Annotated in this window: 13 protein-coding genes; all 13 read left to right on the forward strand. The window is 50.4% G+C overall.

Annotated features, from left to right (window positions below; translation table 11 throughout):
• Positions 1–15: 15 nt before the first annotated feature.
• The 13 genes from QZ516_RS02630 to galE all read left to right on the forward strand — a co-directional run bounded on the left by QZ516_RS02630 (position 16) and on the right by galE (position 15094).
• Positions 16–1095: a Wzz/FepE/Etk N-terminal domain-containing protein gene (locus QZ516_RS02630; RefSeq protein ID WP_297185818.1), complete on the forward strand. Its 1080-nt coding sequence runs from the start codon at positions 16–18 to the stop codon at positions 1093–1095.
• Positions 1096–1384: 289 nt separating this feature from the next.
• Entirely contained in the window at positions 1385–2707 is a 1323-nt protein-coding gene (locus tag QZ516_RS02635; RefSeq protein ID WP_297185820.1) for a UDP-glucose/GDP-mannose dehydrogenase family protein, read from the forward strand.
• A gap of 46 nt (positions 2708–2753) precedes the next feature.
• A complete protein-coding gene (locus QZ516_RS02640; RefSeq protein ID WP_297185822.1) occupies positions 2754–4388 on the forward strand; it encodes a hypothetical protein in 1635 nt (544 codons plus the stop codon).
• Entirely contained in the window at positions 4385–5443 is a 1059-nt protein-coding gene (locus QZ516_RS02645; RefSeq protein WP_297185824.1) for an N-acetylneuraminate synthase family protein, read from the forward strand. The genes QZ516_RS02640 and QZ516_RS02645 overlap by 4 nt, the downstream gene beginning before the upstream one ends.
• Positions 5440–6588 carry a polysaccharide pyruvyl transferase family protein gene (locus QZ516_RS02650; protein ID WP_297185826.1) on the forward strand — a complete coding sequence of 383 codons (1149 nt, stop codon included), beginning with the start codon at positions 5440–5442 and terminating at the stop codon, positions 6586–6588. The genes QZ516_RS02645 and QZ516_RS02650 overlap by 4 nt, the downstream gene beginning before the upstream one ends.
• A 31-nt stretch (positions 6589–6619) precedes the next feature.
• Positions 6620–7876: an oligosaccharide flippase family protein gene (locus tag QZ516_RS02655; protein WP_297185828.1), complete on the forward strand. Its 1257-nt coding sequence runs from the start codon at positions 6620–6622 to the stop codon at positions 7874–7876.
• Positions 7860–8378: an acyltransferase gene (locus tag QZ516_RS02660; RefSeq protein WP_297185831.1), complete on the forward strand. Its 519-nt coding sequence runs from the start codon at positions 7860–7862 to the stop codon at positions 8376–8378. Before QZ516_RS02655 ends, QZ516_RS02660 begins: the two co-directional genes overlap by 17 nt.
• A 36-nt stretch (positions 8379–8414) precedes the next feature.
• Positions 8415–9815, forward strand: coding sequence for a hypothetical protein (locus QZ516_RS02665; protein ID WP_297185834.1), 1401 nt, complete (start codon positions 8415–8417; stop codon positions 9813–9815).
• Complete coding sequence (locus QZ516_RS02670; RefSeq protein WP_297185837.1) at positions 9815–11029, forward strand: hypothetical protein; 1215 nt, start codon at positions 9815–9817, stop codon at positions 11027–11029. Before QZ516_RS02665 ends, QZ516_RS02670 begins: the two co-directional genes overlap by 1 nt.
• A gap of 80 nt (positions 11030–11109) precedes the next feature.
• The gene (locus tag QZ516_RS02675) at positions 11110–11805 is read left to right on the forward strand and encodes a DapH/DapD/GlmU-related protein (RefSeq protein ID WP_297185839.1); all 696 of its coding nucleotides are present in this window, start codon (positions 11110–11112) and stop codon (positions 11803–11805) included.
• Between the two features lie 9 nt (positions 11806–11814).
• Positions 11815–12930, forward strand: coding sequence for a glycosyltransferase family 4 protein (locus QZ516_RS02680; RefSeq protein ID WP_297185842.1), 1116 nt, complete (start codon positions 11815–11817; stop codon positions 12928–12930).
• 27 nt (positions 12931–12957) lie between these two features.
• Entirely contained in the window at positions 12958–14058 is a 1101-nt protein-coding gene (locus tag QZ516_RS02685) for a DUF1972 domain-containing protein (RefSeq protein WP_297185844.1), read from the forward strand.
• A gap of 19 nt (positions 14059–14077) precedes the next feature.
• Positions 14078–15094 (forward strand): UDP-glucose 4-epimerase GalE, encoded by a 1017-nt coding sequence (gene galE / locus QZ516_RS02690; protein WP_297185847.1) that lies wholly within the window; start codon positions 14078–14080, stop codon positions 15092–15094.
• Positions 15095–15101: the final 7 nt, after the last annotated feature.

Raw genomic sequence — 15101 nt, forward strand, 5'->3', positions numbered from 1 at the left:
GAGATAATGGAGTATATGGAAAGAGACAATGTAGTGGGTTACCAGCAGCGGGGTCGTGCGCTTGATTCCGATGAAATTGACCTGATTGAGCTATTCCAGAGCCTCTGGCAGCAAAAGCTGCTGATTATTGCTTTTACTGTGGTGGCAACGCTGGCAGCTGCAGCTTTCGCCTTTCTCTCTACCCCTGAATATGAAACCAAGTCGGGTGTCCTGCCCCCGCGTTTGAGCGATATCGGCGGCTACAACCTGGGACGTAGCGAGGCAGCGCTCGATCAGTTCACAGTGTCTGATGTCTATGCCGTGTTCAAGACCAACCTACTTTCAGGTGCATTGAAACGCACATTTTTTCGCGAGATCTATTTGCCTGCAGTACCTGCCGATGAGCATAGTGGCGCGCAGGATAAGCTGTGGGAAGGGTTCAATAAGACGCTAACAATCAAACCGCCAGACATAAAAAATAAGCCAGATTTTTATGAAGTGACGGTCGCGCATGAATCACCGGTGCTAGCCGCTGAGTGGGTCAATCTTTACATCGATATGGCTGCGAAAAAAACCGAGCGGGATATGCAGGAAAACGTGCTCACCGAAATTGCGGTCAGGGCACAGGTGCTTGAAAGACAAATCAATGCGTTGCGCCTCACGGCGCAAAAAAGACGAGAGGACCGTATCGTGCGTTTGCGCGAGGCCTTGGTCGTGGCAGAAGCCATAGGTTTCGATGACCCGCAGGTGGTTGCAGGCAAAATACCTGCGGACGGTGATCTTACCCAATTTATCGACGGCAACCTGATGTACATGCGTGGTGCCAAAGCCATCCGGGCGGAGCTGGCAGTGCTGGAAAAAAGGGGAAATGATGACCCTTTCATTAGCGACCTGCGGGACCTCGAAAATCAACTCGATTTCCTCAAACAAATCGATGTCAACCCAGACGATGTTTCAGTTTTCACATTGGACAGCAGAGCGGAAGTACCGGAAACCCCGGTTAAGCCCAACAAGAAAATGATTTTAATACTTGGGATAATTCTTGGCGGTATGGTTGGTGTGTTCGCCGCATTGATTCGCGGCATGTTCAAAAAGCGTAAGATGCAAGTTGGTTGAAGATGTCATTAGAGCGAATTCTCTTATTTATGAATGAAGTATACGTCCCGCGACAACGACGCCAAAGCCGTGATGGAGTTCGTACTGTATCGCTATGCCTAACAAGGCCGAGACCAGATACCTGTAGTTCCCCTGCTTTGATGGATACCTTCTGATAACTCAGGAGGTGGCGGACTGGCGTATGGGTCTGCGTTTGTCGAATGCCAAGCTGTTGTTGCGGTTGAATATTGAAGCTCGTGGCAATGCCGCAGTAGTCGCTGATCAGGCACTGATCTAGTTAGGAATACCTATGAAAGTTACTGTGTTTGGTGTTGGTTACGTTGGGCTGGTACAGGGAGCCGTGCTCGCTGAGGTTGGCCATGATGTGGTCTGTTTGGATGTGGACACCAATAAGATCGAACGCCTCAAGCAAGGGCATATTCCGATATACGAACCTGGGCTTGAAACGTTGGTTAGGGAAAACCATACCACAGGTCGGCTCAATTTCACGACCGATGCTGCCGCTGGCGTTAAACACGGCGAAGTCCAGTTCATCGCTGTCGGTACGCCACCGGACGAAGATGGTTCGGCAGATCTGAAATATGTCTTAGCGGTAGCTGAAACCATTGCATTGAATATGGAAAGCCACCAGATCATCATCGACAAGTCCACTGTTCCGGTTGGTACCGCTGATAAAGTTCGCACCCGCATGGTTGAAGTGCTCGCGCAACGTGGTCGTGAAGATTTGAGCTTTGACGTGGTTTCAAATCCCGAGTTTCTCAAGGAAGGTTCGGCCGTTGCTGACTGCATGCGCCCTGACCGCATTATTATCGGCACTAGTAGTACTGATACTGAAGACGTGATGCGTGAGCTATACGCACCCTTCAACCGTAATCATGAAAAGATCATCATCATGGACGTGCGCAGTGCCGAACTGACCAAGTACGCTGCCAACTGCATGCTGGCGACCAAAATCAGTTTTATGAACGAGATGGCCAACCTTGCCGAGAAGCTCGGTGCTGATATCGAGATGGTGCGTCAAGGTATCGGTTCTGACCCGCGCATTGGTTACCATTTCATCTATGCCGGTGCGGGTTACGGTGGTTCCTGTTTTCCTAAGGATGTTCAGGCACTCATTCATACGGCCGAAAGTATCGATTTTGAGCCGACCTTGCTCAAGGCTGTAGAGCTGCGTAATGCCGAGCAGAAGACAGTGTTGTTTAAGAAGCTGAACGCGCATTTCAAGGGGAACCTGCAAGACAAGACCTTTGCCCTGTGGGGGCTGAGTTTCAAACCCAATACCGACGACATGCGCGAGGCCTCCAGTCGGGTGCTGATGGAGGCGCTTTGGGAGGCAGGCGCACGGGTGCAAGCCTATGATCCTGAGGCGATGAACGAAACTCAGCGCATCTATGGCAATCGGCCGGATCTTGGCCTTTGCGGTACAAAGGAAGCGGCCCTGCAAGGTGCCGATGCCTTGATCATTGTGACAGAATGGCAGGCATTCAAGGCGCCGGACTTCGAGTTCATCAAGCAGGCGCTGAACAAGCCAGTCATTTTTGATGGGCGAAACTTGTTCGATCCTGAGCGCTTGGGCAGAAAAGGTATTCGTTACTACTCGATTGGTCGCTAATCTCGCGTCCATTTCAAGTGTGCTGATAGCCCGAACAAGGTTTGCAATGAAAAAAAACATCCTGATCATTATTCCCGCACGTGGTGGCTCCAAAGGTATTCCCCGGAAGAACCTGCGTACGCTGGCCGGCAAGCCGCTAATCCAATATAGCATCCAAACTGCGCTCAACTGCACATATGTTCCGGACGTCTACGTTTCTACCGACGATACCGAGATCGCCACTATATCGGAGAAGCTCGGGGCTCGGATTATCGAGCGTGACCCCAACAAAGCCCAAGACCAAACCACGCTTGATCCAGTCATCTTTGACGGCTATCAGCAGGTGCTGGCCAAGGAGGGCAAGTCCTACGACCTGATCGTGACTCTGCAACCCACTTCGCCGCTTCTGAAAAGCACCTCTCTGGATGCAGCGCTGGACATGATGATCAGCGAAGAAGAAATCGATACGATAATCTCAGCCAAGGATGACACTCATCTCACCTGGACAAAGGATGGCGAACGTTTTGTCCCCAACTACGAAAAGAGGGTAAATCGCCAGTATCTGGATCCGATCTTCAAGGAAACCGGCGGCTTTCTGATTACCCGTGCACGGATCATCGCAGAGAATAACCGCATCGGTGAAAATGTCGAGTTGCACTTACTGCGCGGTGGTGAAGATATTGATATCGACACCTACGAAGACTGGAGCCTTTGTGAGTTTTATCTGAAGCGTAAGAAAATACTCTTTGTCGTTTCAGGCTACGCGGAAATCGGCTTGGGACACGTCTACAATACTCTGTTGATTGCCAATGACATCCTCAATCACCAGATCGAGTTTCTGGTCGATAACAAGAGTCAACTGGCTTTCGACAAGATTGCCTCGAAGAACTACTGCGTTCACCTACAAGGTGAGGACGATATCCTTGATGACATTCGTAGAATCAATCCACATGTCGTTATCAATGACCGCCTGGACAGCTCGCTTGGATATGTCAAATCCCTCTGTGATGAGGGCTATAAAGTCATCAACTTCGAAGATTTGGGGCCCGGTGCCCGGTTGGCTGATTTAGTAGTCAATGCCATCTACCCTGAAAAGCAGGTGTTGCCCAGGCACTACTTCGGGCACGAGTACTTCATCCTGCGTGATGAGTTCGTGCTGACACCTAGCAGACCTGTATCTGAGCATGTCAGCCGGGTATTGCTGACATTCGGCGGTGTTGATCCCAACAACTACACCTGCAAGGTCATCGAAGCTATTCATGCTTACTGCGCGGCTAACAGCATCGAAATTGCAGTGGTTGCCGGGTTTGGCTACTGCCGCTACGAAACGCTTGAGCCTTATCCTCAGGTCAAGATCTATCGCAACAGCATGACTATTGCCGAGCATATGAACAGCGCTGATATCGTGTTCACCTCGGCTGGTCGAACCACCTACGAGGTTGCCTCACTTCAGGTTCCGGCTATCGTGCTGGCACAGAACGAGCGAGAATTGACCCACTTTTTCGCTTCAGCTGAATACGGCTTTCTCAATCTTGGGTTGGGGACGGCCTTGTCGACAGAGGAAGTTCTTAACGCATTCGCGGGGCTGGTCGAAAATCACGCCGCGCGCCAGTACATGAGCGGCCTGATGGCCAAGGCCGACCTGGCCAGCGGGCGCAAGCGCACCCTGAAACTGATCAACGACATTGTGGAGCAGGCATGAGCATTCTCGAGCTGTTTAATTCGATCAACCCCCATGAGGCCAAACTCTACCGCCCATATGTGATCGCTGAGGCTGGAGTTAACCACGAAGGCTCCATGGACATTGCCAAGCGCCTGGTTGACGAGGCCAAAGAAGGCGGGGCGGATGCCATCAAGTTCCAGACCTACAAAGCCGACACCCTGGCTTCGCGCCACTCACCGGCCTATTGGGATACCAGCAAAGAACCGACTCTGTCGCAGCACGAACTGTTTTCCAAACATGACAAGTTCTGGAAAGCCGAAATGGTCGCGCTTAAAGAGTACTGTGACACGGTCGGCATAGAGTTCATGAGCACGCCTTTCGATATCGAGTCGGCGACCTTCCTCAATGACCTTATGAGCGTTTACAAGATTTCCTCCTCGGATATCACCAATAAGCCGTTTATCCAGTTCATGTGCGGCTTCAACAAACCGATCATCCTGTCTACCGGTGCCAGCCATCTTTGGGAAATCCAGGAAGCTGTCGGTTGGATCGAGCCGTTCGGTAATCCGCTGGCTCTGCTGCATTGCGTACTTAACTACCCGACGGCGGACGAGAACGCCAACCTCGGCATGCTCCTGGGGCTCAACCGCGCTTTTCCGGACAAGCTCATCGGCTATTCGGACCATACCCTGCCGAACGATATGAAAGTCTGCGAAATGGCCACCCTGCTGGGCAGCGTGATCATCGAGAAGCACTTCTCCCATGACAAGACCTTGCCGGGCAACGACCACTATCACGCCATGGACAAGGAAGACCTGAAAGTTTTCCGCAAGAACCTCGAACGCACCTTTTCCGTACTGGGTAGCTTCAAAATCGAGGCCTTGGCTGAAGAGGAACCTGCACGGCGCAACGCTCGCAGAAGTCTGGTGGCGACCCGGGATATTGCCCCCGGCAAAGTGATTGAAATGGCAGACCTGACGTTCAAACGCCCGGCTCATGGTATTAGCCCTCGCTCGATTGACGAACTGCTGGGCAAAACTGCTAAGCAGGCCATCGCAGAGGATGCTGTGCTGCAGTGGGGAATGTTTGAGTGAAGGACTATTACGTCATCCTGACGGGCAGTAAGAATAACGCCGGTGACTTCCTCATCAAGTACCGTGCAAAAAAGCTGTTTGCCGCCCTGAGGCCTGACCGCAATATTGTTGATCTTGACGCCTGGAAACCGTTCGATCAGGCCTCCCTGGACCTAGTCAACAACTCAAAGGCTTTGATTCTGTTGGGTGGGCCTGCCTTGCAGGCCCATATGTATCCAGGAATCTACGCGCTTACCGCCAACCTTGATGACATCAAGGTGCCGGTCACTACCATGGGGATCGGCTGGAAATCGATCAGCGGCAACTGGGAGGACACCTATGACTATCCGTTGTCTGCCAGCGCGATGCAGCTACTGAGAAAAGTTGAAAGCTCCGGATTGCCGATGAGTGTGCGTGATTTTCACACCCTCAATGCACTGGCTTTCAAGGGCATCGACAACGTACTAATGACGGGCTGCCCGGCCTATTACGATCTGGACTACATCGGTAAACCAGTTCAGCTGCCAGAGACATTACACAAAGTGGCTTTTTCTCTCGGTGTGTCTTTTATTGAGAGCCCATCCATGGATAGGGAGATGAAGGCGCAGATTTTGCAGCTTAAGGATTACTTCAAAGATGCGGAGTTTGAGGTGGTTTTTCATCATGGTTTGAATTCCGAGGTGTTTTTGAATGTGCATAAAGATGGTCAGGAACACAACGAGCGCCATCGTCAATTTGCGCAGTGGTTGCAGGAAAAAAATATACCCTATGTAGATATCTCTGGTAGTGCCGAGAACTTGATCAACTATTACTCGAAAGTTGATCTGCATGTTGGGTATAGGGTACATGCTCATATTTTTATGAGTTCAGTTGCCAAACCAAGTGTGCTGGTTGCAGAAGACGGCCGAGGCAAGGCAGTTGAGAAAACAGTAGGTGGTTTGGTTGTCAGTGGCTTCGAGCGTTACAAGGTCGACATCGTCGCCAAACTACTCGGTAGATTACTGCCTACCTATGACAGATACCGACCCAACGAGAGCATTGCCAAGGATATTGAGGTTTCTCTTCGTTACGAGAACTTGAGTGGTGGGCAGAGGCTGCGTGGCTCGCGACTCATGATCGATAGAAACTATGAGGTAATGAAGAGTTTCGTCGTGAGGTTGCCTTGATCAACGATAAGTTGATGGCGGATTGTGCGCAATGAAGTTATTGAGCCAATCTGGTATTTATCTTGGGGCCAGTCTGCTCAGTAAGGCTGCGCCATTTTTGCTGCTGCCCGTGATGACGAGGTATTTAAACCCCGCAGAGTTCGGTGCTCTGTCTTTGTTTCTGCTTATCAATAGCTGCGTCGGCGCTTTTGTTGGAATGAATATACATGCCAACATATCAAGGAGTTTTTTTTCATTATCCAAATCTGAGCTAAGTGAGTTGATTGGGAATATCCTGGTCATTATGTTTTTTGCGGCTGTTTTTGTTACGGTGCTTTTTTCTGGGGCTATGCTCTTTGTGGATAGTGCTTTTTCTCTGCCAATATCTTCCTTTTTGATCATGCCATTTCTGAGCTTCATGATGATGGTGAATACGATCAATCTCACTATCTTGAGAAATGAAGGAAGAGCTTATGTTTACGGTTTGTTTGAGGTTGCCTGCACTTTTCTGATTATATCTATAACTGTGTGCCTTCTTCTGTTTTCTGATGGTGGTTGGTATTCGCAGGTGGTCGGCATGCTTGTTACTTATGGCGTGTTTTTTTTCATTGCTATTATATATATGTCAAGGCGTGGATACCTTAGGCTCAATGTCCTGAGGGGGGAGATTGAGAGAATTCTAAAACTTTCTGCGCCTATGATTCCGTATGTGCTTAGCGGCGTTGTGATGAATGTTAGTGATCGGGTATTCATTGAGCGGATGGTCGGTTTGGATGCTGTTGGGCATTATGCTATTGGATATAACTTTGGAATGATTGTTCTGATTTGTACTGATGCCTTTAACAAAGCGTGGAGTCCTTGGTTTTATAAGCTGATGTTATCACCTGTAGCTGGGGGGAAGGAAAAAGTGGTGCGTTACACTTATCTTTATATTGTTTTCATTTTTGCATTGGCTGCACTGGTTGCGCTGGCATCAAGCTTTGTTATTCCGTGGATGGTGGCGGAAAGTTTCTATGAGGCTAGCGCTTATGTGTTTTGGATTGCTTTGGCATTTGCGATTCAAGGCGTCTATAAAATGCTGTTCCCGTATTTTATATTGGTGGATAAGTATTACGCGCTCTCTGGTGTTCTTGTGATTTCTGCTTTGCTGAACTTGCTATTTAACTATTTATTGATTGGCTGGTTCGGTGCTGTTGGTGCAGCATATTCATCTGCTCTTGCATGGGCAGTGGCAGTATTCTTAGCGTTCTTGTATACAAGAAAATTTTATGCCATGCCATGGGGGCTGCGTCATGAAGAAGTTGATTAAGGCCCTCTATAGGATTTGGCGCAAGCTGTTAGCATTTGGTTACAGGCGTAAGGTAGCGCTAGAGTGTAAGTCATACGGTTCAGGGTTAAGCGTCAACTTTTTAAGTGGCGTTACGTCATCTACGCGCCTCGGTCGAAATGTCAATTTTAATGGCATGGCGATTAGAGGTAAGGGAGAGGTGATGATCGGTGATAATTTTCACTCGGGGCAGGCGTGCTTGATGATTACTGATATTCATAATTATGACACCGGTAATGCTATCCCATATGATAATACATTGATTATCAAGAATATTATAATTGAAGATAATGTCTGGCTCGGTGATAGAGTGATCATACTTGGCGGGGTCACTCTCGGTGAGGGGGCTCTTATTCAAGCTGGCAGTGTAGTTACCAAGGATGTTCCTAAATACGCTATCGCTGGTGGTCATCCTGCTAAGGTCTTCAAATTTCGTGATATTGAACACTATGAAAAACTTAAGGCGGAAGGGCGGTTTCACTAACTTTACCAGTCGGTTTATTATTTTGAGTGATGCGGTATGATTGGTAATTCCTGCTCCGTAGATGATTTGTGTAAGGCAATCTGGAGTGTAGAGCGCGAATTTGGTTTGTTAGACCTTGAGGTGGCTGGGGTCAAGGTCTGGCAGTATCTGCGAATGCCTATCTATTACCATGTGGCCGAGCGTGCGGGCGTTTTTCTTGCGCCTCATGTGCCAAGTGGCGGCAGGTTTGCCAAGGTCACCAAGGTATTCAATTACCTGATCGGTGCCATTCTTCATAATCCGTTTTTTGGCAAACGCCGTTCTGTTGAACAGGTTGTGATCGAGCATCCGCGCAGCGTGAATTTTTCTGGCCAAGATGTGGATATTTATAGCCACTTTTATATCAAGGCTTTGCAAGTAGGCGGCATTTCTTATCTGAGCCTGGATCGTGCCGATCTCGGTTCAAAGCATTGCAAGGCGTATGACCCGGCACGTAAGTACCTTGATATCTTTCCCGTGCTGGTCAAGTTGTGCGGCTTGCTGGGCAAGCATCGTTTATCCGCTGAACATAAAGTGCTTGTGCGTTCGGTAAGCGAGCGACTTTCTACGGAAATTGGCGCAGCAATAGATCTGGAGCCATTACTCGCTCCAGCGGTTCTCAAGTTCCAGGTGAATTACCGTCTGTACACGGCATTGTTCAAACGCTTGAAACCAAAGCGCCTGGTGGTGGTGGTGGGGTATGCCTACGGCGATGCGATTCGTGCGGCCAAGGATCTGGGAATAGAGACGGTGGAAATCCAGCACGGCGCGTTCAGCCGTTACCATTTGGGCTACAGCTACCCGGGCGTTGAGCAACCGCTGGATTATTTTCCCGATACGTTTGTTGCGTGGGGTCCTTTCTGGGCTGATATGGGGGTCTTGCCGCTAGCGCAGGAGCGTATTCAGTTTGCAGGTTTTGCTTATTTTCATCACCTAAGAAATCAGCAACTTCAGGTGTGCAAGCAGGATAAAAAAATTATCGTGCTTTCGCAGGGGGCATTGGGTGCGCGTATCGCCGAATTCGTCTATTCGCTGAGAGAAGTGCTCAAGGATTTCGAGATTGTTTACAAATTACACCCTGGCGAGTTTTCCCGGTGGCAGGAGTATGAGCACCTGGTTCTGCTTGCTGAAATGCCCAATGTGGTGATTGCCAAGCAAGCGAATCTCTATGAATTGTTTGCCAGCGCGCGTTATCAGATCGGGGTGTTCTCAACGGCCGTTTACGAGGGTATCGGGTTTGGTTGCACGACCTTTCTGCTTGATCTGCCTGGGGTCGAGTATATGGCTGATTTGATCGATAACGGTCTCGCTCAGTTGATTCATGACTCGGCCGATTTGCAACGGGTGCTGAGTGAAGGACTCACAGAGAATATGGCGTTTGACCCCGATGCTGTTTTTGGACGGGATCCGAACCAGTGATGATCAAGGTCAAAGACGACGCCACGATGGCGTTCATGCTCTGTTATCTGCAGTTCGCTTTTATAGTTGCATCGCTGACGGGTATCGATGGTAATACGGCTTTTTATGCAGGTGGGGCATCATTCCTGCTTATCGGTTTATTTCTATTGATCTATCGCGTAGGTACTGGCGGTACGGTCAGTGTCCGCTACCTGCTGCTATGTTGTGTGCTCGCTGCGCCGCTTATCCTGATTCCGGTGGAAAAACACAATATTTATATGCGGCTCTTTACGCTCCAGTTACTGGTGCTGATTTATCTATTTTCCGAATTTAAATTATCCGTTGCGACCTTTTCGAAATGTATCAATGTTGCCTATCTGGTGTATTTTGCTCTTTCCGTAATCAACTGGCTGGATATTGTCTCACTGGTGCCACATGGTTCCGAGAACAGTTTCCTTATCAAGCTGGGGGGGATGACGGTAGAAACCCTGTTCGGTGTTGGCGGCAGCACTGCGGATATTGACTCCTACAGCGGCCTGATATTGATATGGAACTTTTTTGTCAATAAAAACGGCCGCTATCGTTTCCTGATGATCGCTGTCAGTGCATTTGCCATGCTTATGACGTTTCGCATGACGCCCTTGGTGGCTTTGATGGTAGCGTTTCTCGCTTATCTGTTCGTATTCAACCGGTTTCTGGCGTTGCTGGCAGTACTGGTGCCTGCACTGGTTTTCGCAGCGGTGCTTCTGCTGTTGCACTTTGAGCCGAGTGCCAGTGTGCCTTTTATCACACCCAGCATGGACTGCTACACCTTGATGTGGAAGGCAACCCACGCACGTAGTTCTATTTGGATCGGCCAGATTTATTACTACCTGACAGAGTTCAATCTATTCGATTTTGTACTAGGTCCCTTGGATGAGCGGATGACCGTTGAGTTTGTCGATGGCGATGGGCGTGTGCACAGCGAGAGTTACAATCCGCATAGCACCTACCTGGCCATGCTGTTTCGTTCGACGGTTATATTTGCTTTGTTTTATCTGCTCTTTTTGGTGGCGGTGGCACGACGCAGTCGCAAGAGTACGTTTCCGGTTATTTTCTTTATATCGATAGTCGCTTATACCAATGCCGGCATTCTCGGTGTGCAAAATCCGACTTACCTGCTGGTATTGCTGTATGTGCTGATTGGTTTGCCGCGTGACAAGTTCAGGGCTCGCCCTGATAGCACCCCTGATTAGGTCGAGGCCGGGGTGTGCAGTATCATCGGCGTTTTTTGGGGCAGCAGGTTTTGCTGGTTATACCGATTTATTGAGTAAGCATGATGCTGAAGGCTATTTTCGAACGTGTCATCCGGTCCTACAAAAACCCAGAATTCTGTTTTGATGCCGGGGTGACCAGCCGAATCATCCTGGCTTTTGCCTGGAAAATGCTTCGCGAGTGGTCACGTGGGTGGCGCCTCTTTCTGTTTTTTCGGGTTCCGCGTTTCCTCTTTCTGGGGCGTGGCGTGTCCTTCAGCTATTTGCACAAGATTGATATTGGTCGCTGGGTTGTTGTCGGAGATTTCGTCACGCTCAGTGGTTTGGGGCGTGGCAAGCTGACCATAGGCAATGGGTGCAGGATTGGCTCGTTTAGCCGGGTAGTCGTCTCGACAACGTTCAATAATCTTGGCTCTCATATCACTCTGGGCGATCATGTAGCCATTGGTGATTACTCCTCTCTGGGAGGTTCGGGGGGGCTTGATATGGGTGCCAATACTATTACAGGCCAGTATTTTAGCGTCCACCCCGAGAACCATTGCTTTGATGACCTTGAGCAGCCTATCCGCAAGCAGGGCACTATTCGCAAGCCTATCCATATCGGCGAGAACTGCTGGCTTGGTGCCAAGGTAACAGTGGTCGCAGGTGTCACCATTGGCAAAAACTGTGTGATTGGTGCTGGCAGTCTGGTGACCAAGGACATCCCAGATAATTCGATTGCAGTGGGCAATCCTGCGCGCGTCATCAGAAGTCGGTAAGGACAAATTATGCGGGATAGCGATTCTTCAATTTTGTGTCTGCATCAAGGTGCTGAGCTTTATGGTTCCGACCGCAGTTTTCTGGCCGCCGTGGAAGCTCTCGATGGTGCCACGCTGGATGTGATACTACCGGCTGACGGCGAACTCGCCGCAGAGGTACGGAAGGTCAAGGGCGTCAGCCTTTCCTTCTATTCGAAGGGGATATTGCGTAAGCGGGAACTCAAGCAACCGCTGGTATTTGTCTTTAATATGCTGGCCGGGTGGTTGTTTTATTTGCAGCGCTTTGCCAAGCATCCAATTGTCTACATCAATACTGTGGTGATGTTCTCTGCTTTGTTTGCCGCGTGCTTTTACCGTTTTTCATCCAAGCGCATTATTTGTCACGTACGGGAAATTCCTTCTGGCTGGCAACTGGTTGTATTTCGTACGTTGTTCCTGATTTCCAATGTGGAGCTGGTTTTCAACTCGAAGGCGACCCAGGCGGCTTTTCGATTGCCGGGCAGGGTCATCTATAACGGTGTAGAGCAGGTCACACAGCCTGTTGAGGTCCAACCCCGTTCACTGTCGGGAAGGCCGATCCACCTATTGATGATAGGGCGCATCAACGAGTGGAAGGGGCAGTTCTTTCTGGTCGAGGCGCTGCGCCTTCTTCCGAACGAAGTGCTTAGTCGCCTGCAAGTACGCATCGTTGGCAGCCCTTTTGAAGGGTATGAGTACCTGGCTGACGACCTGCAGGATAAGGTTGAACAGGCAGGCCTTGCCGATGTCGTGACGTTACTTTCGTTCTGCCAGGATCCGACAGAGCATTACACCTGGTCCGATTATGTGGTCGTACCATCCACCCTGCCCGAACCTTTCGGGCGGGTTGCGATTGAAGCGTTTTCATTCGCCAGGCCGGTAATCGCTGCTGGTCATGGTGGCCTGACCGAAATCGTCGAGCAGGGGCGTAGCGGGTTCTTGTTCGCGCCTGCCGATCAAGCTGCCCTTGTGCAGCAGATATGTGCGCTGGCTGGATTAACGGATGCTGAATATGCCTCGTTGTGCCGCGGCGCACATGAGCGTTTCTTGCAGCATTTCTCCATAGACGGATATCGGGCGAGCCTACGGGCTCTGTTTTCCATCTGAATGTCGCATTCAACGAGATATAGCGGAATGAAGTCTCTTTTTATCTTGGGTACTCGCGGTGTTCCCGCGCAGCATGGCGGTTTCGAAACCTTTGCCGAAAAGTTGTCTCTGTACTTGGTTGCAAAAGGGTGGGTCGTCACCGTCTATTGCCAGGAAGACTCGGGTACCGAAACATTTGAGAGTGAATGGCGTGGTGTTCGCCGGGTACATATACCTGTAAGCCGGACAGGCGCGGCGGGCACTGTCATATTTGACTGGAAAGCCACCTGTCATGCTCTGTCCCAGCAGGGGTTATTCCTCACACTCGGCTATAACACGGCTGTCTTCAATCTGATGCAACGTGCCAAAGGGCAAACCAACGTTATCAACATGGATGGTATCGAGTGGCGTCGAGACAAGTGGGGCGTGATTGCCAAAACCTGGTTCTGGCTCAACGAGCGCATGGGGTGCTGGGTGGGTAATCATCTGGTGGCGGATCACCCGCAGATCAAGAATCACCTAGCAACGCGAGTACGAGACAGTAAGATCACCATGATTCCCTACGGCGGTGACGAAGTACTCGGTGCTGACGAGACTGCTTTGGCTGCCTACGGGCTTAAGCCTGGACATTTCTCGGTAATTATTGCGCGCCCTGAGCCCGAGAACTCTTTTCTGGAGATGGTGTGCGCTTTCAGCAAGACCCCTCGTGATCATCAGTTGGTTGTGTTGGGTAACTTTCAGCCTGAGCAGAATACCTTCCATCGACAGGTTATGGAGGCCGCTAGCGCGGAGGTTATTTTCCCCGGAGCTATTTACGATGTGCAGGTGGTTCAGTCGCTGCGATTTTTTAGCCGTTTCTATTTGCACGGTCATCGCGTTGGCGGAACCAATCCTTCCTTGGTGGAGGCATTAGGAGCAGGTTGCGCTGTAATTGCTCATGACAATCACTTCAATCGTTGGGTTGTTGGTGACAAGGCCGCTTATTTCCAGGATGAAGCATCCTGCTCGGCCTTATTTGATCGGTTGCTAGCGGATGATGTTGCCGTGAATAACATGAAAGCCGGTAGTACAGCACGCTTTCACGAGCGTTTTACCTGGCCGCAGATTTTGAATGAATATGAGCAGCTGTTAATCAGTTGGTATCCCTAGAATTAATCAAGAGCACCGAATGAATTTTCGTATTCTCGTGACTGGCGGGGCTGGCTATATAGGCTCGCATACTACCCTGGCTCTGCTTGAAGCCGGGCATGAGGTGGTGGTGCTGGACAATCTGTGCAATAGCTCGCCGGAATCACTGCGACGGGTGGCGCAGATTTGCGGGAAGTCGCCGTTGTTCATCTTTGGCGATATCCGAGACAGTGAACTGCTGGACAGGATTTTCATCGATCACCGAATCGATGCGGTGTTGCACTTTGCCGGGCTCAAGGCCGTAGGCGAAAGCGTGCATAAGCCGCTCAATTACTACGCGAGCAATGTGGGCGGCAGTGTGCAGCTATGCCAAGCGATGGCGCGCGCCGATGTATTCCGCTTGGTGTTTAGTTCTTCCGCCACTGTATACGGCGAGCCGACGCAGATACCGATCCGCGAGGACTTTCCCACTGGCTCCCCGACTAACCCCTACGGTCGCTCGAAGCTGATGGTCGAGGAGGTGCTGCGTGATCTGGCCTTATCGGACTCGCGCTGGAGTATTGCCCTGCTGCGCTATTTCAACCCGGTTGGAGCCCACTGTAGCGGGTTGATTGGTGAGGCCCCGAGCGGTATTCCCAACAATCTGTTGCCCTATCTCGGCCAGGTGGCTATCGGAAAACTCAAGGAATTGTCGGTTTTTGGCGATGACTATGAGACCCATGATGGGACGGGAGTGCGTGATTATATTCATGTGGTCGACCTGGCCAACGGTCATTTGAAAGCGCTAGAGCGGATTAACCAGAGCGTAGGGGTTGATGTCTGGAATCTTGGAACTGGTATGGGGTATAGCGTGCTGGAGATGATCCGGGCTTTTGAACTGGCCAGTGGCCGGAAAGTGCCATATCGGGTTGTTAACCGCAGGCAGGGAGATATAGCCGAGTGCAGGGCGGATGCGACGAAGGCCGAACGTGAGCTCGGGTGGACAGCGGAGCATGACCTGGAGTCAATGATGGTTGATACGTGGCGCTGGTTGTCCAGTAACCCTGAGGGGGTTTGATGTTTGA

Source organism: uncultured Porticoccus sp., assembly GCF_913061305.1.
Lineage (GTDB): Bacteria > Pseudomonadota > Gammaproteobacteria > Pseudomonadales > Porticoccaceae > Porticoccus.

What these genes read in the sequence shown, in the direction of transcription:
- QZ516_RS02680 (WP_297185842.1), top strand. Translation starts at nt 11,815, where the DNA reads ATGCGGGATAGCGATTCTTCAATTTTGTGTCTGCATCAAGGTGCTGAG.
- QZ516_RS02675 (WP_297185839.1), top strand. Translation starts at nt 11,110, where the DNA reads ATGATGCTGAAGGCTATTTTCGAACGTGTCATCCGGTCCTACAAAAAC.
- QZ516_RS02665 (WP_297185834.1), top strand. Translation starts at nt 8,415, where the DNA reads ATGATTGGTAATTCCTGCTCCGTAGATGATTTGTGTAAGGCAATCTGG.
- QZ516_RS02670 (WP_297185837.1), top strand. Translation starts at nt 9,815, where the DNA reads ATGATCAAGGTCAAAGACGACGCCACGATGGCGTTCATGCTCTGTTAT.
- QZ516_RS02685 (WP_297185844.1), top strand. Translation starts at nt 12,958, where the DNA reads ATGAAGTCTCTTTTTATCTTGGGTACTCGCGGTGTTCCCGCGCAGCAT.
- QZ516_RS02660 (WP_297185831.1), top strand. Translation starts at nt 7,860, where the DNA reads ATGAAGAAGTTGATTAAGGCCCTCTATAGGATTTGGCGCAAGCTGTTA.
- QZ516_RS02655 (WP_297185828.1), top strand. Translation starts at nt 6,620, where the DNA reads ATGAAGTTATTGAGCCAATCTGGTATTTATCTTGGGGCCAGTCTGCTC.
- galE (WP_297185847.1), top strand. Translation starts at nt 14,078, where the DNA reads ATGAATTTTCGTATTCTCGTGACTGGCGGGGCTGGCTATATAGGCTCG.
- QZ516_RS02635 (WP_297185820.1), top strand. Translation starts at nt 1,385, where the DNA reads ATGAAAGTTACTGTGTTTGGTGTTGGTTACGTTGGGCTGGTACAGGGA.
- QZ516_RS02645 (WP_297185824.1), top strand. Translation starts at nt 4,385, where the DNA reads ATGAGCATTCTCGAGCTGTTTAATTCGATCAACCCCCATGAGGCCAAA.
- QZ516_RS02640 (WP_297185822.1), top strand. Translation starts at nt 2,754, where the DNA reads ATGAAAAAAAACATCCTGATCATTATTCCCGCACGTGGTGGCTCCAAA.
- QZ516_RS02630 (WP_297185818.1), top strand. Translation starts at nt 16, where the DNA reads ATGGAAAGAGACAATGTAGTGGGTTACCAGCAGCGGGGTCGTGCGCTT.